General features: G+C 66.6%; 22 protein-coding genes. 16 read left to right on the top strand and 6 right to left on the bottom strand.

Annotated elements, in window-relative coordinates; translation table 11 throughout:
- Positions 1-72: 72 nt before the first annotated feature.
- Positions 73-894, bottom strand: a complete 822-nt coding sequence (locus tag QZT59_RS09870; RefSeq protein WP_290815005.1) for an MBL fold metallo-hydrolase — start codon at positions 892-894, stop codon at positions 73-75.
- A gap of 194 nt (positions 895-1,088) precedes the next feature.
- Here QZT59_RS09870 and QZT59_RS09865 point away from each other — a divergent pair, with 194 nt between their 5' ends.
- The 3 genes from QZT59_RS09865 to QZT59_RS09855 all read left to right on the top strand — a co-directional run bounded on the left by QZT59_RS09865 (position 1,089) and on the right by QZT59_RS09855 (position 3,116).
- The gene (locus QZT59_RS09865) at positions 1,089-1,310 is read left to right on the top strand and encodes a hypothetical protein (protein WP_290815002.1); all 222 of its coding nucleotides are present in this window, start codon (positions 1,089-1,091) and stop codon (positions 1,308-1,310) included.
- Positions 1,311-1,381: 71 nt separating this feature from the next.
- Positions 1,382-2,662 carry a histidinol dehydrogenase gene (hisD, locus tag QZT59_RS09860; RefSeq protein WP_290814999.1) on the top strand — a complete coding sequence of 427 codons (1,281 nt, stop codon included), beginning with the start codon at positions 1,382-1,384 and terminating at the stop codon, positions 2,660-2,662.
- Between the two features lie 85 nt (positions 2,663-2,747).
- Complete coding sequence (locus QZT59_RS09855) at positions 2,748-3,116, top strand: iron-sulfur cluster assembly accessory protein (protein WP_290814996.1); 369 nt, start codon at positions 2,748-2,750, stop codon at positions 3,114-3,116.
- A gap of 15 nt (positions 3,117-3,131) precedes the next feature.
- Here the strand turns inward: QZT59_RS09855 and QZT59_RS09850 are convergent, their stop codons facing one another.
- On the bottom strand, positions 3,132-3,332 hold the full coding sequence (locus QZT59_RS09850; protein ID WP_290814993.1) for a dodecin: 201 nt from the start codon (positions 3,330-3,332) through the stop codon (positions 3,132-3,134).
- A 325-nt stretch (positions 3,333-3,657) separates the two neighbouring features.
- Here QZT59_RS09850 and QZT59_RS09845 point away from each other — a divergent pair, with 325 nt between their 5' ends.
- The gene (locus QZT59_RS09845; RefSeq protein ID WP_290814991.1) at positions 3,658-3,846 is read left to right on the top strand and encodes a hypothetical protein; all 189 of its coding nucleotides are present in this window, start codon (positions 3,658-3,660) and stop codon (positions 3,844-3,846) included.
- Positions 3,847-4,067: 221 nt separating this feature from the next.
- Positions 4,068-4,424 (top strand): hypothetical protein, encoded by a 357-nt coding sequence (locus tag QZT59_RS09840; RefSeq protein WP_290814988.1) that lies wholly within the window; start codon positions 4,068-4,070, stop codon positions 4,422-4,424.
- 50 nt (positions 4,425-4,474) lie between these two features.
- Here QZT59_RS09840 and QZT59_RS09835 read toward each other — a convergent pair whose 3' ends face one another.
- Positions 4,475-5,452, bottom strand: a complete 978-nt coding sequence (locus QZT59_RS09835) for a radical SAM protein (RefSeq protein WP_290814985.1) — start codon at positions 5,450-5,452, stop codon at positions 4,475-4,477.
- A 244-nt stretch (positions 5,453-5,696) separates the two neighbouring features.
- Here QZT59_RS09835 and QZT59_RS09830 point away from each other — a divergent pair, with 244 nt between their 5' ends.
- A complete protein-coding gene (locus tag QZT59_RS09830) occupies positions 5,697-6,893 on the top strand; it encodes an alanine--glyoxylate aminotransferase family protein (RefSeq protein ID WP_290814980.1) in 1,197 nt (398 codons plus the stop codon).
- 166 nt (positions 6,894-7,059) lie between these two features.
- Here QZT59_RS09830 and QZT59_RS09825 read toward each other — a convergent pair whose 3' ends face one another.
- Together QZT59_RS09825 and QZT59_RS09820 are read right to left on the bottom strand one after the other, a co-directional pair.
- A complete protein-coding gene (locus QZT59_RS09825) occupies positions 7,060-7,365 on the bottom strand; it encodes a hypothetical protein (RefSeq protein WP_290815028.1) in 306 nt (101 codons plus the stop codon).
- Between the two features lie 178 nt (positions 7,366-7,543).
- Positions 7,544-7,783, bottom strand: a complete 240-nt coding sequence (locus tag QZT59_RS09820; protein ID WP_290814977.1) for a DUF5816 domain-containing protein — start codon at positions 7,781-7,783, stop codon at positions 7,544-7,546.
- A 323-nt stretch (positions 7,784-8,106) separates the two neighbouring features.
- Here QZT59_RS09820 and QZT59_RS09815 point away from each other — a divergent pair, with 323 nt between their 5' ends.
- Positions 8,107-8,514, top strand: a complete 408-nt coding sequence (locus QZT59_RS09815) for a universal stress protein (RefSeq protein ID WP_290814974.1) — start codon at positions 8,107-8,109, stop codon at positions 8,512-8,514.
- 346 nt (positions 8,515-8,860) lie between these two features.
- On the opposite strand, the gene QZT59_RS09810 is transcribed toward QZT59_RS09815, so the two are convergent.
- Entirely contained in the window at positions 8,861-9,859 is a 999-nt protein-coding gene (locus tag QZT59_RS09810) for a mechanosensitive ion channel family protein (protein WP_290814971.1), read from the bottom strand.
- A gap of 201 nt (positions 9,860-10,060) precedes the next feature.
- Between QZT59_RS09810 and trmB the strand changes: the two genes are divergently transcribed.
- From trmB to QZT59_RS09765, 9 genes are all read left to right on the top strand, one after another.
- Complete coding sequence (gene trmB, locus QZT59_RS09805) at positions 10,061-11,125, top strand: HTH-type sugar sensing transcriptional regulator TrmB (protein ID WP_290814968.1); 1,065 nt, start codon at positions 10,061-10,063, stop codon at positions 11,123-11,125.
- A 147-nt stretch (positions 11,126-11,272) separates the two neighbouring features.
- Complete coding sequence (locus QZT59_RS09800; protein ID WP_290814965.1) at positions 11,273-12,745, top strand: extracellular solute-binding protein; 1,473 nt, start codon at positions 11,273-11,275, stop codon at positions 12,743-12,745.
- A 32-nt stretch (positions 12,746-12,777) separates the two neighbouring features.
- Positions 12,778-13,818 carry a carbohydrate ABC transporter permease gene (locus tag QZT59_RS09795; protein ID WP_290814962.1) on the top strand — a complete coding sequence of 347 codons (1,041 nt, stop codon included), beginning with the start codon at positions 12,778-12,780 and terminating at the stop codon, positions 13,816-13,818.
- Entirely contained in the window at positions 13,818-14,951 is a 1,134-nt protein-coding gene (locus QZT59_RS09790; protein WP_290814959.1) for a carbohydrate ABC transporter permease, read from the top strand. The genes QZT59_RS09795 and QZT59_RS09790 overlap by 1 nt, the downstream gene beginning before the upstream one ends.
- Positions 14,952-14,957: 6 nt before the next feature.
- A complete protein-coding gene (locus QZT59_RS09785) occupies positions 14,958-16,145 on the top strand; it encodes an ABC transporter ATP-binding protein (RefSeq protein ID WP_290814956.1) in 1,188 nt (395 codons plus the stop codon).
- A 231-nt stretch (positions 16,146-16,376) separates the two neighbouring features.
- Positions 16,377-17,444 carry a Gfo/Idh/MocA family protein gene (locus QZT59_RS09780; protein ID WP_290814953.1) on the top strand — a complete coding sequence of 356 codons (1,068 nt, stop codon included), beginning with the start codon at positions 16,377-16,379 and terminating at the stop codon, positions 17,442-17,444.
- 36 nt (positions 17,445-17,480) lie between these two features.
- On the top strand, positions 17,481-18,449 hold the full coding sequence (locus QZT59_RS09775) for a sugar phosphate isomerase/epimerase (RefSeq protein WP_290814950.1): 969 nt from the start codon (positions 17,481-17,483) through the stop codon (positions 18,447-18,449).
- 73 nt (positions 18,450-18,522) lie between these two features.
- Positions 18,523-19,641, top strand: a complete 1,119-nt coding sequence (locus QZT59_RS09770; RefSeq protein ID WP_290814947.1) for a Gfo/Idh/MocA family protein — start codon at positions 18,523-18,525, stop codon at positions 19,639-19,641.
- Positions 19,642-19,971: 330 nt separating this feature from the next.
- Positions 19,972-21,198, top strand: coding sequence for an HD domain-containing protein (locus tag QZT59_RS09765; RefSeq protein WP_290814944.1), 1,227 nt, complete (start codon positions 19,972-19,974; stop codon positions 21,196-21,198).
- Positions 21,199-21,274: the final 76 nt, after the last annotated feature.

Raw genomic sequence — 21,274 nt, 5'->3', positions numbered from 1 at the left:
TCGACGGACCGCGGAATCGACCGACGATACTACGGGACCGTCGGCGTCCGGACGGGGTCGATCGGATGCCGGTCACGGCCGGTAGGTCTCGAAATCGCTGCCGAGCTCGTAACCGTCGGCCGCGGCCGCCTCGCGTAGTTCGTCGGTCGTCATCCGCTGAAGGTGCTCGTTCAAGTTGACGAGTACCGTCCGGTCGGCGTCCGCGTCCGAGAGCGCCGCTCGCAGTTCAGCCTCCTCGCCGTGACCGAACGCGCGGAAGAGCGCCGCACCCTCGACGAACAGCAGGTCCGCGTCCGCGTACGCGTCGCCGTTCCCGAACTCCCACATGTCAGGCGCGTACGCGACCGTCGAGTCGCTCGCGGCGACGGCGAAGCCGACGGTGTCGAATCGCGGTCCCCCGTGGCGAACCGGGAACGGGACCACGGAGAGGTCGCCGACCGAGATCGCCTCGCCATGCCTGAACGTGCGGAACTCGATCGCCTCCCTGAGGTACGGCGCCGAGGAGTCGACGTGTTCCAACGCCGTGTCGGTGAGATAGACGGCGAACTCGGGATCTCGGGGTTTCTCCTCCTCGGCGAAGGCGTCGGGCGGGAGGTAGCCACCCGTGATGCCCACGTGCGCGTCGAACCCCATCGCGGCGTGGTCGAGCTCGTGCAATCCCCCGACGTGATCGTAGTGGTGGTGGGTAACGAAGAAGGCGTCCACCCGTGTGACGTCCGCCACTCGTAGCTGATCGACGACGTCGGGTCCGGCGTCGAGGACGACGGCGGCGCGATCCGTCTCGACGAGCAACGCCGTCCGTCGACGCCTCGGACCCTCCTCGCAGTACCGACAATCGCACAGCGGCGCCGGGACGCCAACGGCGTCTCCGGAACCGAGCAGCGTGACCTTCATGGGAGGGGTATCACCGGTACCCGGAAAGCCGCTGTCGATCTGACAGTCGAAACAGTCCGACCGCCCGGCCAGATCGTGAGGGCTCCAGGATCGGGTCGCTTCGAGATCGATGCCGCGAACCTCTTCGGGAAGCAACGAGTCGGACGCCAGACGCGGATCGTTACGCCTTACCGTCCGGACGCGAAGCGCATCGTATGGACCAGCAGGGGTTCGTCAAGCTGGCGATCGTCGCCATCGGTCTCGTCATCTTCAGCTTCTTCGTCCGCGGCTTCGGCCAGCTCGTCGTCGGTCGGGGCGTCGCGGAGAATCTGCAAGCGCCGTTCGCCCTGATCGGCTTCGGGCTCGTCGTCTACCTGTTCGTCCGCGCGACGCTCGACTACGTCGGGTTCTGGGAGATCGAAGGTGCCGACCGGTAACGAGGCGTGCAACCGACGCGGCGGACGACGAGAGAGAAACGGTTTTTCGAGCGCTGCCCCAAGGGCGAGCCATGACCATCGACGTGCGGGAGATCGGCGAGCTCGGTCCGGTCGAACGAGCCGCCTTCTTCGACCGCGACGCCGGGATCGACGCGATCCGCGGTGACGTCCGCGAGATCGTCGAGCGGGTGCGCGAGGAGGGCGACGTCGCCGTCCGCGGGTTCACCGAGGAGTTCGACGGCGTGAGCGTGGGGAACCTCGACGTCACCGACGCCTGCGAGCGCGCCTGGGCGGAACTCGACGCCGATCTCCGCGAGGCCATCGAGACCGCGGTCGAGAACGTCCGCGAATTCCACGAGGCACAGCTCCCCGAGGACTGGCGCCGAGAGTTCGACGACGGTCGCGAACTGGGTCGGCGGTTCCGCCCGCTGGAGCGCGTGGGGGTGTACGTCCCCGGCGGCTCCGCGGCCTACCCGTCGAGCGCGATCATGGGGGTCCTCCCGGCGGTCGTCGCCGGCGTGGAACACGTGGCGGTCGTCACGCCGCCGGCCGACGAGCAGAATCCGGCGACGCTGGGGGCGATCCACGCCGCAGGCGCGGACGCCGTCTACGCCGTCGGCGGCGCCCAGGCCGTGGCGGGACTGGCCTACGGCACCGAGACGATCGACCGCGTCCAGAAAGTGGTCGGCCCGGGCAACCGGTGGGTCACCGCCGCGAAGGCCGAGGTGCGCGGCGACGTCGAGATCGACTTTCTCGCGGGGCCGAGCGAGGTGCTGGTGATCGCCGACGAGTCCGCCGATCCCGACTTCGTCGCCGCCGATCTCGTCGCGCAGGCCGAGCACGACCCGAACTCGCCGGCCGTCGCCGTCACCGACGACGCGGAGACGGCCGAGGCGATCGCGTCGGCCGTCGACGCGCAGGTCGCCGACCGCGAGCGGACCGACGTCATCGAGGAAGCGCTCGCGAGCGACGGGAGCGGCGTCCTGCTCGCCCGCTCGATGAGCGAGGCCATCCTCTTCGCCGAGTCCTACGCACCGGAGCACCTCGCGATCGTCGCCGACGAGGAGGAGGCGATCCTCGACCGGATCGACAGCGCCGGGAGCGTCTTCCTCGGCCCGTACACCCCGGTCGCCGCCGGCGACTACGCCAGCGGGACCAACCACGTGCTCCCGACCGTCGGCGGCGCGCGGGTGACCGGCGGCCTCTCCGTCGAGACGTTCCTCCGGGCCAGCACCGTCCAGCGCCTCTCGAAGGGCGGGCTGTCAGCTCTCGGGGAAACGATCATCACGCTCGCCGAGGCCGAAGGGCTGGAGGGCCACGCCGAGAGCGTTCGGAAGCGACTGGAGGAGTAGCGAGCGGCGCGACGATCGGCCGACCGCGCTCGATCGAACGAGCGGAGGCGTCAACGTTAACACCGTCGCCCCGGTACACCCTCTCATGAGTACGGAAAGCGCGGAACGTGGCGAGACGCGCCCCCGGATCGAGGTGACGGAGGCGGCCGCCGAGCGCGCCCTGGCGCTTCTCGCCGACGAGGGCCACGACGACGACGTCGCGGGATTGCGCCTGTTCGTCCAGCAGGGCGGCTGTGCGGGCCTCTCCTACGGAATGCGCTTCGACACGGAGCCGGAAGAGGACGACACGATCTACGAGCACCACGACCTGCGGGTCTTCGTCGACCCGGCCAGCCTGAAGTACATCGAGGGCAGCGTCCTCGACTACGAGAGCGGCCTGCAGGCGGAAGGATTCCACGTCGAAAATCCGAACGTCGTCAGCGAGTGCGGCTGCGGCGAGTCGTTCAGAACCTGAATACGCGACCCGTCCTCAGTCCTCCAGTTCGAACGCGACCGTCACCTCGGCCTGGTACTCGCGGTCTTCCACCGAGGCGATCTCGACCCCGAGTTCGTCCACTTCGACCCAGTAGACGTTCTGCAGCGTATCTTCCGCGCGGTCGATAGCGTCGTCCGCCGCCGCGTCGAAGCTCTCCTCGCTCGTGCCGATCAGCGTTATCTTTTTGAAAACCATGGATGGAATCACCGTGCTCGATCCGGCGCTCCGCGCCGGCACCGGTCATCACCACACCCGCGCCCAAATACGTTCGGGTGGATGATACGTCGGGGCCGGTCTGCGCGTCGGGGCCGGTCGGAACGTCGACTGCGGCCGTATCCGCGAGACCGCTCGAAACGTCCCGCCGTCCGTCTCTCGCGACCGGAACGAGCGACGAGGTTATCTCGTCCGGAGGCCTCCAACGGGCGTAGAGTCCAGCGTTTGCGATCGAGCGTCCGTCCCTCCTCCGCGTCGCGCCGACTCTCTCCGACAGCCCATGGCCCCAAACGGCACTCCCTCAGATGTGGCATCGACCGATGAATTCGAACGCGAGCTGACCGATCTGATCGCGAGCGCGTTCGCCCGCGGCGTGCCCGTCGAGCGGACGTGGGAGGTCGAGATACCGGCCTCCGCCGCACCGAACTGGTCGGTCGAGATCGCGAAATCGTACGCGGACGAAGAGCCGACGTACGAACCCGAATTCGTCGAGTGACGTTCGTAGACGCCGTCCGTCGACCGGCTAACTCGCCCGAATAGCTCCGGAACCGGGGAATACCCTTCGAACGGTTCGCGCGACTGTCCGTGGAATCGCCCCGTTTATTTCATGGAAACAGTTATGTACTCATCGATCGGTGAGGCGAACGTACTCAGCTGAAGTCGCGAGTAGCCGAAATTGTCGCCGTACGCAGCCGTAGGCCGAGACGGAATGTTGCCATGAAATCCGACGCTATCGACCCCGAAACGGGTCGGACGATCGACGACGTGTCGCCGACGACCATCTTCGCGGCCTTCGCTTCCGAGCGCCGTCAACACGCGCTGGGATACCTGACGACCAGACCCGGGGCGGTTCCGCTCGGCGACGTCGCCGAGTACGTCGCCATCGAGGAGGACGCCGTCACGCGCGACCGGTACGAACGCGTGCTTACGGGGCTCGTCCACAACCACCTCCCCCACCTGACCGAGGCGGGACTCGTTCGGTACGACCCCGTCCGCGAGACCGTTCGTCTGGCCGTCGATGCGGACGCGCTTCGTCCCTACCTCGATCTGGTCTCGCGGCCCGCGGTGGAGTGAGCGCGACCCCGCGCCCACTACGGCCGACCACGATCCGTGGGACCGGAAATTTACCGAAACCGACCCAGCAGGCTCGACCGAACTCGCAGCATCGATCGGTCCAGATACAGACGTTCGAGGCCGACCTCGCGGGCGTGAGCGACCACCTCCTCGTACTCGTCCGCGGTTATCGGGCGTCCGATCTCCGCGTAGAAATCCTCGCTCCTGGCCTTGTAGTGGGGCTGGTACTGGGCCATCACGTCGACGAACGTTTCTCCGCCCAGTTCCTCGGCGACGAACTCCAACACTCGCTTTCCGCTCTCGACGTGGTTGGGCATCACGAGGTGACGAACCAGCAACCCGCCCGTAGCGAGGCCCGTGTCGTCCAGTTCGAGGTCGCCGACCTGGCGGTGCATCTCACGCAGCGATCCGGTGATGTTCGACCAGTAATTCGGTGCTTTCGAGTATTTTGTCGCCGCGCGGTCGTCCGCCCACTTCACGTCGGGCATGTAGACGTCGACGATCCCGTCGAGCAGTTCGAGGATCTCCGGTCGTTCGTATCCCCCGCAGTTCCAGACGATCGGGAGCTCGAGACCGCGACCGCTCGCGATCTTGATCGCTTCGACGAGGTGCGGCGAGTGGTGGGTCGGCGAGACGAAGTTGACGTTGTGACACCCGCGCGCCTGGAGTTCGAGGGCCATCTCGGCGATATCCTTCGGCGTCGCCGGTTCGCCGTTCGCCTCGTGACTGGTCTCGAAGTTTTGGCAGAAGACGCACTTCATGTTACAGTTCGCGAGGAAGATCGTCCCGCTGCCCTTGCGTCCCTTCAGGCAGTCTTCCTCGCCGAAGTGCGGAAAGTGCGACGACACGTACGCGGTGTCGTCGACCTGGCAGGTGCCCTCCTGTCCTGCGGTGCGGTCGACGGAGCACTCGTACGCACAGAGGTCGCAGTCGGCGTACCGTGCCCGGAGGTCGTCGATCCGGCGCTCGAACTCGTCGTCAGGGAGGTCGCGGTAGTTCGGCGTCCCGGCCGGTGCGTGGACGCTCATGCACCCGGTTTGGCTCCGGATCGCCATACGTGTGTTGGCACTAGTCACCACGGAACACACTTCGGTTCCCGCACGGCTGGACTCGAACCGAATAATCGACGGTCGACGACCGTCCGACCGACCGCGAGCGCGGATCGGCAAAACGGACGACCGTCGCTCCGCGTCCGATCAGCCCACAGCCGACCGACCGCGACCCATCCGCCGCGACGTGAACGCTTTAGTGAATTCCGGGACAGGTGGACGTATGGATTCCCAGAGCGACGACGCGCCGGACGTCACCGAACTGACCCCGCCCGATCGCACCCTGATGGGGCCCGGCCCGAGCGACGTTCACCCGCGAGTACTCGGGGCGATGAGCACCCCGCTCGTGGGTCACCTCGATCCCTCGTTCGTGGAGATCATGAACGAGGTCCAGGAGTTGCTTCGCTACGCGTTCAGAACCGACAATCGGTGGACGATACCCGTCTCGGGGACCGGTTCGGCCGCGATGGAGGCCGCGATCGGCAACGTCGTGGAGCCGGGTGAGACGATGCTCGTCCCGACGAACGGCTACTTCGGCGGCCGGATGGCCTCGATGGCCCGGCGGGCGGGCGGCGAGGTCGTCGAAGTCGACGCCCCCTGGGGCGAACCGCTCGATCCCGCGGACGTCGAGGACGCCCTCTCGACGCACGAGCCGGACGTCTTCGGGTTCGTCCACGCCGAGACGAGCACGGGCGTCCTCCAGCCGGACGTTCCCGCGCTGACCGAGGCGGCCCACGACAGCGGCGCCCTGGTGATCGCCGACACCGTGACGTCGCTGGGCGGGGTGGAACTCCGCGTCGACGAGTGGGGGATCGACGTCGCTTACTCCGGACCGCAGAAGTGTCTCTCCTGCCCGCCCGGCGCGAGTCCGCTGACGCTGTCGGACGAGGCGATGGAGAAGGTTCTCGCGCGCGAGGAACTCCCGCGCTCGTGGTACCTCGACCTCTCGCTGCTCGAAGGCTACTGGGGCGACGAACGATCGTACCACCACACCGCCCCGATCACCAACGTTTACGCGATTCGCGAGGCGCTCCGGCTCGTCGCCGAGGAAGGTATCGAGGCGCGCTGGGCCCGCCACGAGCGCCTCGCTCGCGCGTTGAAAGCCGGCGTCGAAGGAATGGGTCTGGAGATGAACGCGCCCGACGAGTACTGGCTGCCCAGCCTGAACGCGGTCCGGGTCCCCGACGGCGTCGACGACGGGTCGGTCTGCGCCGAACTCCTGGATCGCTACGACCTCGAGATCGCCGGCGGTCTCGGCGACCTCTCGGGAGAGATCTTCCGAATCGGCTGCATGGGCTACTCCGCTCGGCCCAAGAACGTCATCTTCGCGGTGACGGCGCTGGGTGACGTGCTCGAATCGATGGGCGCGGACGTCGACCCCGATGCGGGCGTTCGCGAGGCTCGAGCCGCCCTGCGATAACGGGGTCCCCCGTCACCTCGCGCATGACGGTGGCCAAAACTAACCGCTTTCAAAACCATCGGCGACGGAACCAACCGCCGTCGAAACCGACCGCCGTCGAAACCGACCGCCGTCGAAACCGACCGCATCCGCTCGGCGCCGCGATCGGCCCGCGCGACCGTCGCGGTCAGGCCGTGAGCGTCGGTCCCGGCGGGACGCGCTCGACTTCGTACTCGTCGCCGTCGGCGACGATGATGGCCCACTCGTACTCCGGGTCCTGCCGACGGAGTCGACGCTCGATCTCGTCTGCGTCCTCCGGTCTGGAGACGAAACAGTGAAACTGCCCCGTCGGCGCGGGGAGGTCGTCGGTTTCGAGGACGGTGCTCACGTGAACGACTTTCCACTCCCGCTCGGCGCGAAACTCGGGACCGTTCCCTTCGACGGTGTATCCGAGGTCGGCGAAAATCGACCTGGCCTGCTCGACGAGTCTCATGTTAACAGGACCCATTCCAGTTACGGATACGTGGGACACCCTGATAAACGTTTTCACGCGACAACATTTCGATCGAGGGAGTGACCAATCGAACTACGATCGGGCCGACACGCCAAGATAGTAAATTTCTATCCGGATATTTATTGATCGTATGAACGGCAGCCCGCGCTCCCTTCGATCACTCGTGAGCGGCGTCCCACTCCGTGGGCTTGCGAAGATTGCCACAGCGGTTGCACTGAATCCGTCCCATCGAATCCATCGCGTTGTCGAAGCTCTCGCAGTGACCGCAGAACCAGCCGTACCTGGAGCTGGCGGCGGGAGACTCGTAGGCCACGAAGAACGGCGCCTTCGTGCCGCGGTCTCCGTCGGTACGCGAGACGTAGATCGTCTCGCCGGCCTCGGTCGTCTTTGCCTCCATGCCCGGTACGTTGACGGCGATCCCGTTTATCGTTGTCTCTCCGGAGTCGGTCCACGCTCGCTCGACGAGTCGGCGTCATACCGATGCGCCGGCGATCGTCGAGTCGCCGGCTGGATGGATTCACCCGCAGCCGATGATCCGGCGGCCGGATTGGTCGCCCGCAGGATCGAGACGTCGGCTCGTCGAGTCCGCGAGGGGGACGAACCGTCCGGACTCGAATCGGTGGGACGACGGCGATTCGTTCTACGCATCCCCACGGTTAGGGCTGACGTGTGACGGAGTATCTGAAAGGTTTACCAGACCGGGTCCCGTTCCCATCGGTGATGACGCTGATCGTGGCCCCGGTCAGGTTCCCCCTCGACCACCGATCGACGGCCACACTGGAGACGGCGATGGACCTCGCCGAAGAGCGGGACGCCGAGCTCACGGTCCTCCACGTCAACCTCTACCAGAACGGGCGGTCGGTCACGCGCAGTCAGCTCAAGGACGCGGTCGAGGGGCAGTTCGGACGGATTCCGAACGCCCGGTACGTCGTTCGAACCGGGTTCCTCGTCGAGGAGAGCATTCTGGACGAGGTTGCGGCCGAAGAAGCCGACGCCGTCGTCATCGGCCGCCAACAGGCGAGCGCGTGGCGACGCGTGCTCCGACGGTTGACGAGCAACCCCGATATCGACGGTTACCTTCGCGACCACCTGGAGTGCGAGGTCGTGACCGCGGAATCGGCGCGGTGAGCGACGGTCCGCAGCTCTCGATGACGGCGCTCGCCTGAGTACGCGACGTCGGCAACTCGCGCTGACGCCGCACGCCTGGATACGCGACGTTGTCGACCTCGCTGCCACCGCGCGCTTCGGTTCGGGACGTCGCCAGAACCCTCGCTCCCGCGGTGGTCAACGGTCACCGGCGCCCTCTCGAGTTTCGCCCGTGGTCATCGGTCGCCGGCGTCCTCTCGAGTTTCGCCCGTGATCATCGGTCGCCGGCGCCCTCTCGCGATTCGCTCGTGATCATCGGTCGCCGGCGCCCTCTCGCGATTCGCTCGTGATCATCGGTCGCCGGCGCCCTCTCGCGATTCGCTCGTGGTCACCGCTCGTCGGTGTCATCGCGGTCTCGCGAGGGGTCCGCGCCGCCGTCGGTACCGGCGGGGCCGAACTTCGGCGGGTTCGTCGTCCCGACGCGGGCGATCCCGCTCGTCTCGTCGAACACGTGGTGGCGGTGCGGGTACGCGAACTCGACGCCCGCCTCCTCGTAGCGCTCGCTGACGTTCCGCATCACGTCGGACTTCGCGATCGCGATCTTGTACGGGTGTTTGACCCAGAACCTGAGCTCGAGGGCGACGCCGTCGTCCCCGTGCGCCGAGACCGTGCAGGTGGGTGATGCGGCGTATCGCGCGCTCCCGATCCGAACGTCGGGCCCGCCGGCGATGACCTCCTCGGTCGATCGCGCGGCGCGTTCCGCGAGCGTGATCGCACGGTCCAGGTCGCTCTCGTACGTGACGTCGTACTCGACGGAGATTCGGGTTCGTTCGTCCTCGGCGGAGTAGTTGATCACGTCCCGCTCGTGGATCTCGGAGTTCGGGATGACGAGGAAGGTGTTCTGGAGGGTGAAGATCTTCGTGTACCTGATGGTGATGTCCTCGACGAACCCGATGTGGCCCTCGTCGACGACCTCGATCATGTCGCCGATTTCGAAGGGACGATCGGTCAAGATGAAGACGCCGTTGATGAAACTGCCGATCAGCGGGGCGAGGACGACGGCCACGACCGCGGAGATCACACCGACCGAGAGCAGGATCTCGACGTTGCCCACGCCGAGGATGAGCGCGACGACGATGACCGTGACCGCCAGTACGCCGAGCCGGATCGACCTGAGCACGGAGCGGGTCACGCTCGGACGCTCGATCCGTCGAGCCACGGTTCGTCCGGCGAGGCGGACCACCAGCTTCGACAGGTACCAGCCGGCCAGGAAGACGACTGCCGCGACCGCGAGGTCCAGGGCCATCGAGGAAATATCCCGTCCGAGGATTTCGGTGATCGCCTCCGTCCCCGTGGCCTCGTCGTCGTCCTGACCGGCCGTTCGCATGCCCACAAACTCTTCCCCGCACCGGTTAAGCGTTCTGAACGTGATCGAACGCGGTCGACGCGGACGGCGTAACCACCGTCATCGGCCGACATTCGAAGCCGAGAGGTGGTGGGGTTTCTCGTCGCCGAGTACTGAATTTCGAAACCAGGTGCTACTCGGCCCATAATAAATCATTTATCCGCGGAGGTCGTGGAGTCGTCCATGTCGCGAGACGAACTCCGCTCGACCGTCGAGCGCGTGGGGGAGCGGTTCACGCTCGGCGAGTACGAGATCGACGCCTACCTGGCCGTCCTGGAACACGGTCAGCTCACCGCGAGCGAGATCGCGGATCGCACGGACATCCCGCAACCGCGGGTCTACGATACGGTCAGAAGTTTGAGCGACCGCGGACTCGTCGAACTGCGCGAGTCGCGGCCGATGAAGATTATCGCCATCGATCCCGCCGAAGCGTTCGAGAACGTCCAGGGCTCGCTGGAACGGATGGTCGACGAACTCGAGGCCCGTTACACGGCACCCGCACGTGATACCGAGGCCGTCTCGCTGGTGAAGTCCCGATCGACGATCCTCCGGTATCTGGAAGAAGTCATCACGGACGCGGATTACGAACTGGCGCTCGCGCTGACACCCGACCTGCTGACCCGGTTCGAGGCCGAGCTCTCGGCCGCCACGGACGCCGGGGTTAGCGTCGACATGATCATCACGCCCGCGTCCGAGGCGCCGAGCCCCGAAGAGTTCGACTATCTGGACGTCGCGACCACCGCTCGTACCCGTCGGGGCATCACGACGCCCGTCGTGGCGGTCGCCGACGGCGAGTACTCCGTCTACGCCACCCAGGACGCACTCCGGGACGACCAGGACCGCTACGGCGTGATCTTCAACCGATCGGCGCTCGGCTTCCTGGTCTCGGGATTCTTCGGCACGGTCCTCTGGACCACCGCCACCGAAACGTTGGCCGAGAACGGCGAGGGGCGTCCATTCCCCAGAACGTACGCCTCCATCCGGCGGTGCGTGAAGGACCTGATCGAAGCCGGCGGCGAGTTCTACGCGACGGTCGACGGTCGCGACGTCGAGACCGGCGTCTCCCGCGTCGTCCGCGGACGGGTCGCCGACGTCTCGTTCGAACTCACCGAGGAGGTGGCGGGGTTGACCCTCGAGACGGACGGGGACGAGGTCACCGTCGGCGGCCGCGTGGCCGCGCTCGAGGACGTCGAGGCCTACGAGATCCGCATCGGGCGATCGGAACCGCCGGAACTCGAGGATCGGTGAACGAAGCCGGTCGTCAGCCGCCGCAGACGATCGGCGCACTCGGGGTGGTAGCCATCGACTACACAGGGTGCGCCACGTGACTGTCTCATTTTATTATGATTAATCGGTAAAACAATTAAGGGCGTCGGGGTGGTGGCGTGTTGGAGGATGGCATCAGACACTCCCGGTGGCGATTCGTCCGTCGCCCTCCCTCGCCGGTCGTTCCTCAAGGCGGCGTCGGCCGGGAGCCTCGGCGGGGTCGCCGTCGCGGGTTGCCTCGGCCGGGGTCCGGAAGAGGGAACCGTCGTGATCTCCGGGGACACCGACTTCGAGGAGATCATGCACGCGGACGACGACGAGCCGTCGGTCCAGCAGGCGCTGTGGGACGCGGGTCTCGACGAGGACATCACCGTCGAGGTTCGTCCGGGTCCCGACGAAACCGAGCAGCGCCGCGGCGGCTACCAGTCCGCCCTCCAGGCCGGCCGAGCCCCGCCCGACATCTTCATGATGGACAGCGGATGGACGATCCCGTTCATCCTTCGAGAGCAGACGACCAATCTCGAGGAGGTGCTCTCGGGCGAGACGCTGGATCTCCTCGAAAACGACTACCTCGACGCGGCGATCGAAACCGCTCGACACCCCGAAACCGGCGAGTTGCACGCCCTCCCGCTGTTTCCGGACTTCGGCACGATGCAGTACCGTCGCGATCTGGTCGAAGATGCCGGCTACGACACCGACGGCTGGGCCACCGAAGCGCTCTCGTGGCAGGAGTTCTCCGAGATCGCCGCCGACGTCCGTGCGGAATCCGGGGTCGAATTCGGCTTCACCACCCAGGCGGCCGCCTACGAGGGACTCTCCTGCTGTACGTTCAACGAGGTGATGAGCACCTGGGGAGGCGCCTACTTCGGCGGCGTCGATAACCTGTTCGACGCCGGCGACCGGCCGATCACCGTCGACGAGGAGCCGGTGCTGGACGCGATCCGCATGATGCGGACGTTCATGCGCGGGCAGGACGACGACCACGCACTCGAGGGCTACGAACGGATCGCGCCGACGTCGATCGTCCAGTGGACCGAGGAGGAAGCCCGCGGTCCGTTCGCGAACGAGAACGTGGTGATGCACCGCAACTGGCCCTACTCGATCGCGATCAGCGGCGCCGAGGAGGAGCTCGGGGACGCCGTCGACATGATGCCGATGCCGTACGCGGTCGAGGAGGACGAGGCCGAGTACGACGGCGTCGGCGGCACGGCGGCAGCCCTCGGCGGCTGGCACCTGACGTTGAACCCGAACACGGAAGCCCAGGAGGAGTCCGTCCAGGTGCTGGACGCGTTCGCGAACGAGGACGTGATGCTCACCATCTTCGAGATCCAGGGGTGGTTGCCGCCGATCCTCGAACTGCTGGAGGAGGTCGACCCCGAGGAGGGCGGTCCGGTCGCCCGTCACGTGGACACGATACAGATCGCCGGCGAGAACGCGGTTCCGCGACCGGTGACCGACGTCTGGCCGGAACAATCGGCGCTCATCTATCAGGAAGTTCACAACGCCTACCGCGGCGCGAAGTCGCCGGAGGAGGCGATGGACGACCTGCAAGAACGCCTGGAGCGAAGCGAGCGCGACGTGGGTGATCAGGATGACGACTGACGCGCCGACCGAACCAGACGCGGGTGATCAGGATGGCGACTGACGCGCCGACCGAACCCGACACTGGCATCGGCGGGGAGACGCCGGATCGGGAGCGAACCGGTAACGCCGTCGTCAACTGGATGGAGAACCTGAGCGAGGCGGCCTACGCCTACCTCCTGTTGATTCCGGCGTTCGCTCTGCTCACGTTCATCGCGTTCTACCCGCTGATCATGACGTTCGTCATGTCGCTGCGGGCCGACGAAACCCGAGGCTTCGAGCCGCTCGGCGAGTTCGTCGGGTTCGATAACTACGTCGCCGTGCTTACCGGGGACGTCCGCCTCGCTCAGCAATTCATGGATCTCGGACTCTCCACCTCGTTCCCGTTCGTCGAGCTGGGCGTCCCGCTGCTTCAGCAGGCGCTGTTCGTCACGCTCGGCTTCGCCGTCATCAGCGTCATCTTCGAGACGATCATCGGCTTCGGGCAGGCGCTGGTGTTGGATCAGGACTTCCGCGGTCGGCGCTGGGTGCGGGTCGCGATCATCCTCCCGTGGGCCGTCCCGATCGTCATCCAGGGGATGATCTTCTTCCTGCTGTTCCAGCCGACCGTCGGCTTCGGCAGCGACCTGATGCAGTGGCTCGGAATCTTCGGACCGGATCCGCTCGCGAGCAGCCGCGACTCGTTCATCATCATCCTCATCGCCGACATCTGGAAGACCGCCGCGTTCATGGCGCTGTTGATCCTCGCCGGACTCCAGAGCGTCGATCGGAGCCTCTACAACGTCGCACGCGTGGCCGGGGCGTCGCCGTGGCAGCGATTCAAGCTGATCACGCTGCCGCTGATCCTGCCGGCCCTGCTGGTGGCCATGCTGTTCCGGACGATGGACGCGATGCGCGTCTACGGCCTCATCGAATCGACCGCGGGCTGTACCACCGTTCCGTCATTGACCTGCATGGTCGTCGAAGCCATGTTCGGCGGCACCCGAATCTTCGCGACCGCGGCCGCCGTCGCGTTCATGACGGCGCTGGTGATCGGCCTGCTGATATCGATTTACATCGTCGCGTTCCGCGACTCGGAGGCGGGGTTCTACTGATGACCCGAGACGATCACGAGGCGAATCACGATCACGACGCGTATCAGGACGATCGCGCTCGCGAGCGGACGGATCAGCCGGACGACGATTCCGTCCCCGATCCGACGGATCACCTGCCCGACGGCGTCCACGCGTCCGGTCCGTCGGCCCAGCCGGTGACCGGCGGTCGCGATCCGACTCGCGTCACCGACGGCGGTCAGACGCTCGGCGAGCTGGACGACGCGGCGCTGGACCGCGGGCCGCTCGAGCGCTGGGTGGAGCGATCAATTCAGCACCCCGAGCGGGTCTACCGGTCGATGTTCTACGTCGTGACGATCTTCTTCCTCATCACGACGCTGTTTCCCTTCTACTGGCTGCTGATGGTCGCGCTCACGCCGGAAGGCAACCTCCAGGACATCGTCTTCACCCCGAACGGATTCAATCCCGGCGCCTTCATCGAGGTCTTCGAGGTGCTGCCGTTCCACTGGTACGTGTTCAACAGCTTCGTCATCGCGACGGCCTCGACCGTCATCGTCCTCGTCGTGGGGAGTCTCGCCGGCTACGCGTTCGGACGCCTCGACTTCCCGGGGAAGACGCCGATGATGTTGCTCGTGCTGGTCGTGTCGTTCTTCCCGCCGGCGGCCTTCTTCATCCCGCTGAACGACCTGTTCAACACGCAGTTCGCGATCCTCGAGCCGATCACCGGCGACGGGAGCCTCTACAACACGCCGGGCGCCATGGTGTTGCCGCTGTCGGCGATCTTCATGCCGCTCACCATCTTCATCCTCACGACGTTCTACGCCCAGATTCCCGACGGGCTGGAAGACGCCGCCCGGGTCGAAGGAACGACCCGCCTCGGCGCGCTGTTCCGGGTCATCATCCCGCTGTCGGCGCCCGGCGTCGCGACCGCGGGCGTGTTGACGTTCATCGCCGTCTACAACGAGTTCTTCTTCTCGTTCCTGATGACCGACGGCCAGCCCGAGAACTGGGCGCCGATACTGGAAGGGATCCTCGGCTACCAGGGACAGTACGAGATCCTGTTCAACCTGATGGCCGCCGCGAGCATCATCGGCGTCATCCCGGTCGCGATCCTCGTGGTCGTGGCCCAGGAAAAGATCGTCAGCGGCCTCACCGCCGGCGCGCTCAAGGAGTGATACATTATGGCACGAGTAACCCTCGAACACGTCACGAAACGCTACGAAGACGTCACCGCGGTCGACGACGTGAACATGGAGATCGAAGACGGCGAGTTCGTCTGCCTCGTCGGTCCCTCCGGCTGTGGCAAGTCGACGACCATGGAGACCATCGCGGGATTGACCAAGCCCACCGAGGGTCGGGTCTCCATCGGCGACCGCGACGTGACGAACCTCGCGCCCAAGGACCGCGGGGTCGCGATGGTCTTCCAGAACATCGCGCTCTTCCCGCACATGGACGTCTACGACAACATCTCCTTCGGCCTCCGCCTCCGAAAGTACGACGACGAGGAAGTGCGCCGCCGGGTCGAGGAGGCCGCGGACATCGTCCAGCTGGAAGGGATGCTCGAACGGATGCCCGACGAGATGTCCGGCGGGCAGCGCCAGCGGGTCGCGATCGCGCGCGCGATCGTTCGGAACCCGGACGTCTTCCTGATGGACGAACCGCTCGCCAATCTGGACGCGAAGCTCCGCGTTCACATGCGGACCGAGCTCCAGCGTCTCCACCGTCAGCTGGAGACGACCATCATCTACGTCACCCACGACCAGGCCGAGGCGATGACCATGTCCGATCGGATCGCCGTCCTCGACGCCGGCGAGCTCCAGCAGATCGCGCCGCCGCTCGAGTGTTACAACGAGCCCGCCAACCTCTTCGTCGCGGGTTTCATCGGCTCGCCGTCGATGAACTTCGTGGCGGGAGAACTGACCCGCGACGGTCTCGAAACCGAGAACTTCTCCGTCGAGTTCGATCCGACGGGCGTACCGGGGGCCGGCCCCGGAGACGCGGTCACCCTCGGCGTCAGACCCGAGGACGTTCACCTGGTCGACCACGCCGACTCGCTGGCACGCCCGACCCGTCGAATCGAGGCGCGCAGCGACGTCCTCGAACCGATGGGCGACGAGATCTTCGTCTACCTCGTGCTGGCGGATCAGGCCGAACGGAGCATGGAGGAAGACCCTCTCGAGTCTCCGAATCAGCTCCTGATGAGCGTCACGCCCGACACCGATATCGGCGAGGACCGGGACCTCGAGGTGGTCCTGGACAGGTCCAAGATCCACCTCTTCGACACGGAAACCGGAGACGCCTTGCTCCACGGTCTGGACGACCTGACGGAACCGGACGCCGATACGACGCCGACGGAAGCGGAGGATTAGAGTCCGCGTCGGTCACGTCGTTCGTCTCCCGCTCCGAACCCGACCGCCCCTCGCCGCCCTCAACCCGACCGCCCCTCGCCGCTCCGAACCCGACCGTATCCAGTCCCGGGATCGACCGCGACGCCGTCGTCGACGGCGCCCGTCGGCGACGCATCAAAGGATGTGCGGTCCGTAGGGACGTCGAGGGCCGCATCGTCCGTACGATCCCGCAAAGATCACTCCACCCGCCCAATGCCAGGAACGAGCCCGGACGTCAGGACAGGTATCGTCGGTCTCGGGAACATCGGCCAGTACCACGCCGAGCGGTTGCGGGATCACGACGTCTCGCTCGTCGGCGGCCTGGACGTCGTCGAAGCCGCCCGAAACCGCTTCGCCAGCCGGTACGGGGTCGACGTCTACGACGCGTCCGACGAACTCTACGACGAGGTCGACGCAGTCGTCGTCACCACGCCGAACAAGTTCCACGAGGAGTACGCCGTGGCCGCCCTCGAACGCGGCATACACGTCTTGCTGGAAAAGCCCCTCGCGCACACGCTCGAGAGCGCCGAGCGGATCGCGGTCGCGGCCGAGGCGTCCGACGCGGTCTGTATGGTCGGATTCAACAACCGGTTCGCGAACACGGTCGAGATCGTCAAGAACCGGATCGACAGGGGCGAGCTCGGCGAAGTCACCCACGTCGAGGCGAACTACGTCCGACGGCGCGGCGTTCCCGGACGCGGTTCGTGGTTCACGCGCCGCGAGATCGCCGGCGGTGGTGCACTCATCGACCTCGGCGTCCACGCGATCGATCTCTCGCTGTACCTGCTCGGCTATCCGCCCGTCGAGGAAGTCACCGGCGTCACGCGCGCGGAGTTCGGCTCCCGCGAGGACTACGCCTACCTGGAGATGTGGGGCGATGACGCGGGACCCGACGGATTCGACGTTGACGACTCCGCAAGCGCGTTCGTCCGCACCCGGGACGACCGGACGATCTCGCTGGAGGTGGCCTGGGCGACGAACCGGCCTTCGACCCACGAGTTCGTCGTCCACGGTACCGACGCCGCCGCGCGGTTCGACCTCCTCGAGAACGAACTCTCGATCCACTCGGTGAGTCGAATCGGCCCCGATCACCTCGAGGACACGACGATCACGACCCGCGAAATCGACACCCACGCGGCCGAGCAGCGGGCGTTTTTCGACGCGATCGCGGGCGTGCGCGATCAGGATCGGAGCGTGGACGACGCGCTGTCCGTCCAGCGGGTCATCGACGCCATCTACCGATCGAACGAGCGCGGCGAGAACGTTCGACTCGACACCTGACCGGGATTTATCGGGGTCGAAGTCGTCGGGGTCGGTATGGATCTGGGCGTACACACGCCGCCGCTGTACGATCGCTCCTTCGAGGATGCGCTCGCGTACCTCGCCGAACTCGGCGTCTCGGCCGTCGAACCGGGCGTCGGCGGCTATCCCGGCGACGACCACCTGTCCCGCTCGGCGTACCTCGACGACGAGGACGCCCAGAGCGAGCTTCGCGGCGCGCTCGAAGAGCACGGGATGCGGATCAGCGCGCTCGCGACCCACAACAATCCCTTGCACCCGGACGAAGCGGAAGCGAACGACGCGGACGAGGAACTCCGCGAGGCGATCCGGCTTGCGGCCCAACTCGACGTGAACGTCGTCACCTGTTTCTCCGGGCTCCCCGGCGGCGGTCCGAAAGACGAGTATCCGAACTGGATCACCGCCCCCTGGCCGGCCGAACACGCCGAAGCGCTCGAGTACCAGTGGGAGCGCGCCGTCGAATACTGGGGACAACTGGCCGATCACGCCGCGGACCACGGCGTCGACGTCGCGATCGAGATGCACCCGAACATGCTCGTCTACGAACCCAGCGGGATGGCCAGGTTGCGCGAGGAGACGAACGATCGGATCGGCGCCAATTTCGATCCCTCGCACCTCTACTGGCAGGGTATCTCGATCACCGACGCCATCCGGTTCCTGGGAGAGCGGGACGCGATCCACCACGTTCACGCCAAGGACACCCGGATCTACGAGGAGCGCTCCCGAGTGAAGGGCGTCCTCGACACGACGCCGTACGACGAGGAGGCGGACCGCTCCTGGCTGTTCCGGTCGGTCGGCTACGGGCACGGGGAGCGCCACTGGAAGGACGTCGTTTCGACGCTGCGGATGGTCGGTTACGACGACGTCCTGAGCATCGAACACGAGGACTCGCTGACGAGCTCGCTCGAGGGCCTCGAGAAGGCCGTCGATCTCCTCTCGCGGGCGATATTCGAAGAGACGCCGGGCGACGCGTACTGGGCGGATTGAGTCACCCTCGGCGCCCCCAGACCGACCCTTGGCAACGGAAACGGCTAACCCGGACGGTACTGAATTCCGATCCATGACGCTCGACGTCGGCGTACTCGGCTACCGGTTCATGGGGAAAGCCCACGCGAACGCGCTCGCTCGCCTTCCGATGTTCTTCCCGGAGGCACCGGCGGTGAACCGCGACGTCCTCGTCGGTCGCGACGCCGAGGCGCTCGCGGACGCCGCTGACCGGTTGGGGTTCGACCGCACGGCGACCGACTGGCGCGACGTCGTCGACGATGTCGACGTCTTCTACAACCTCGGCCCGAACAATCTCCACCCGGAGCCCTCCATCGCGGCGCTCGAATCGGGAACGCCGGTCTTCTGCGAGAAGCCGCTCGCACACACCATCGACGACGCCGAGGCGATGGCGGAGGCCGCGAGCGAGGCCGCCGTCCCCGCCGGCTGCGCGTTCAATTACCGGTTCGTCCCGGCGATCCGCTACGCGAAGGGGTTGATCGACGACGGCGAACTGGGCGAGATCCGGGAGGTCCGCGGGCGCTACCTCCAGGACTGGCTCGTCGATCCGGAGGCGCCGTGGTCCTGGCGCAACGACGAGGACGTCGCCGGCTCCGGAGCCCTCGGCGACCTCGGTTCGCACACGGTCGACCTCCTGCGATTCCTCGTCGGCGACCCCGATCGCGCGGGCGAGATCGAACGCGTCAGCGGCCAGCTCCGGACGTTCGTGGACGAGCGGCCCGCGGCGGACGGCGACGAGCGTCGGCCGGTCACCGTCGACGACGCCTTTACCGCACAGCTCGAGTTCGAGAACGGCGCGATCGGCACCCTCGAAGGGTCGCGGGTCGCGACCGGCCACAAGAACGACCACGCCGTCGAGATCCACGGGACGGCGGGGAGCCTCGGGTTCTCGCTGGAGCGGCTGAACGAACTCGGGGTGCTCCTCGCGGACGACCGCGGCTACCGGACGGTCCTCGTGACCGACGACGGCGACCCCTACGTCGATCACTGGTGGCCCCCGGGACACGTTCTCGGCTGGGAACACACGTTCGTCCACGAGAACGCCGAGTTCCTCACCGCGGTCGCGAACGGCGCGTCGTTCGCCCCCAACTTCGCCGACGGACTGGCAGCCCAGCGCGTGCTCGCGGCCGTCGAGCGGAGCGACGACCGTGGTGAGTGGGTCACCGTGGATTGACCTCACCCGATCGCGTCACTCGCGAGTCCAGACCGCGTCACTCGTCTGCAGAGGACACGCTCACGAACTTGGTTACGGTCGACCGTCTTCCGTAAACGTTTCTCGAATGGAGAACGGTTACAGCAGCACAAATTGTACACCGTACCCGAACTGTACACCGGAGTCGGGATGTCCGCGGGGACGAAGGTCGTTCTACCGCAGCCCGGGTCCCCTCCTACTGTCCGCTCGTCTCGACGCGCGGTCCCTTCGACCCGCTCCGAGTCACAGATTGCGGTCGTTCCGCCCGATTCTTGCGACGATTTTTATGATAGAACGCCGAATACGATTCCAATGAAGGTCATCAAAGACAGCGTCCACGACCACATCGCCGTGGACGGTGTCGCCAGGGAGCTACTCGATACGCCCGCGTTACAACGGCTGCGACGGATCAAACAGCTCGGGACCGTCTCGCTCGTCTATCCCTCGGCCAACCACACGCGGTTCGAGCACAGCCTGGGCGTTTACCACGTCGCCTGCGAGGCCCTCGAACAGCTGGGGATCGAAGGAATACAGGCCGAACGCGTAAAGGCGGCGGCGATGTGCCACGACGTCGGTCACGGCCCGTTCAGTCACAACCTCGAAGGCCTGACCCACCGCCACACGGGTCGGTACCACGACGACGTCCACGGCCTGCTCGCCGGCGGAGCGGTCGGCGAGGTCCTCCGCGCGCACGAACTCGATCCCGACATGATCGCCGACCTCGTCGCGGGCGACGGGCGGTTCGGCCAGCTCGTCTCCGGGGAACTGGACGTCGATCGGATGGACTACCTGGTCCGGGACGCCCACCACACGGGCGTCCCGTACGGGACGATCGACCACGGGCGGCTGGTTCGCGAGCTCACGTTCGTCGACGGCGAACTCGTCCTGGCCGAAGGGAACGTCCAGACGGCCGAGAGCCTGCTCGTGGCGCGCGCGCTGATGAATCCCACCGTCTACAGCCACAAGGCCGCCAGGATCAGCAAGGGGATGCTTCGCCGCGCGGCGGCGACGCTACTCGCGAACGGGGAGACGGACGCCGAGACGCTCTCTCGCATGGACGACGCCGAACTCGTCGTCGCACTCCGCGGGTGCGAGGCGTCGGCGTCCCTGGCTCGACGGCTCGACGAACGACGGCTCTACAAGCGCGCCGTCTGGGCGGAGATCGACGACGTGCCGGGCGGGATCATCGAGGCCGAGCACGCCTCGATCCGTCGATTCGAGCGCGATATCGCCGAACGCGCGTCGGTTTCCGAAGATCGCGTTATCCTCGACGTCCCGGAACGGCCGTCGATGACGGAGTCGACCACGAGGGTCGTCGTCAACGGCGACGTTCGCCGTCTCGGACAGCAGTCCCCGCTCGTCGACGCCCTCCGAGCGGCCCAGTACTCCCAGTGGCGCCTCGGGGTCTACAGCCCCGAGGACGTACGCGAGCGGGTCGGTCGCGCGACCGTGGACGTCCTCGGGCTCGACATCGACGGTCCCCTGGTCAGGGACGTGCGGGACGGCCTCTACGCGACGCTCGATCAGTTCGCGGAGTGACTCGGACGGCCGCCGGTCGACGATCTCGGTCGTACCGCGGTCGACGACGTCGTTCGAAACGCGGGTGAGGACTTCG

It is taken from the genome of Halovivax sp. (assembly GCA_007119345.1).
In the GTDB taxonomy this organism is placed as follows: Archaea; Halobacteriota; Halobacteria; order Halobacteriales; family Natrialbaceae; genus Halovivax.
This window is presented reverse-complemented; position numbering and strand designations above follow the sequence as displayed.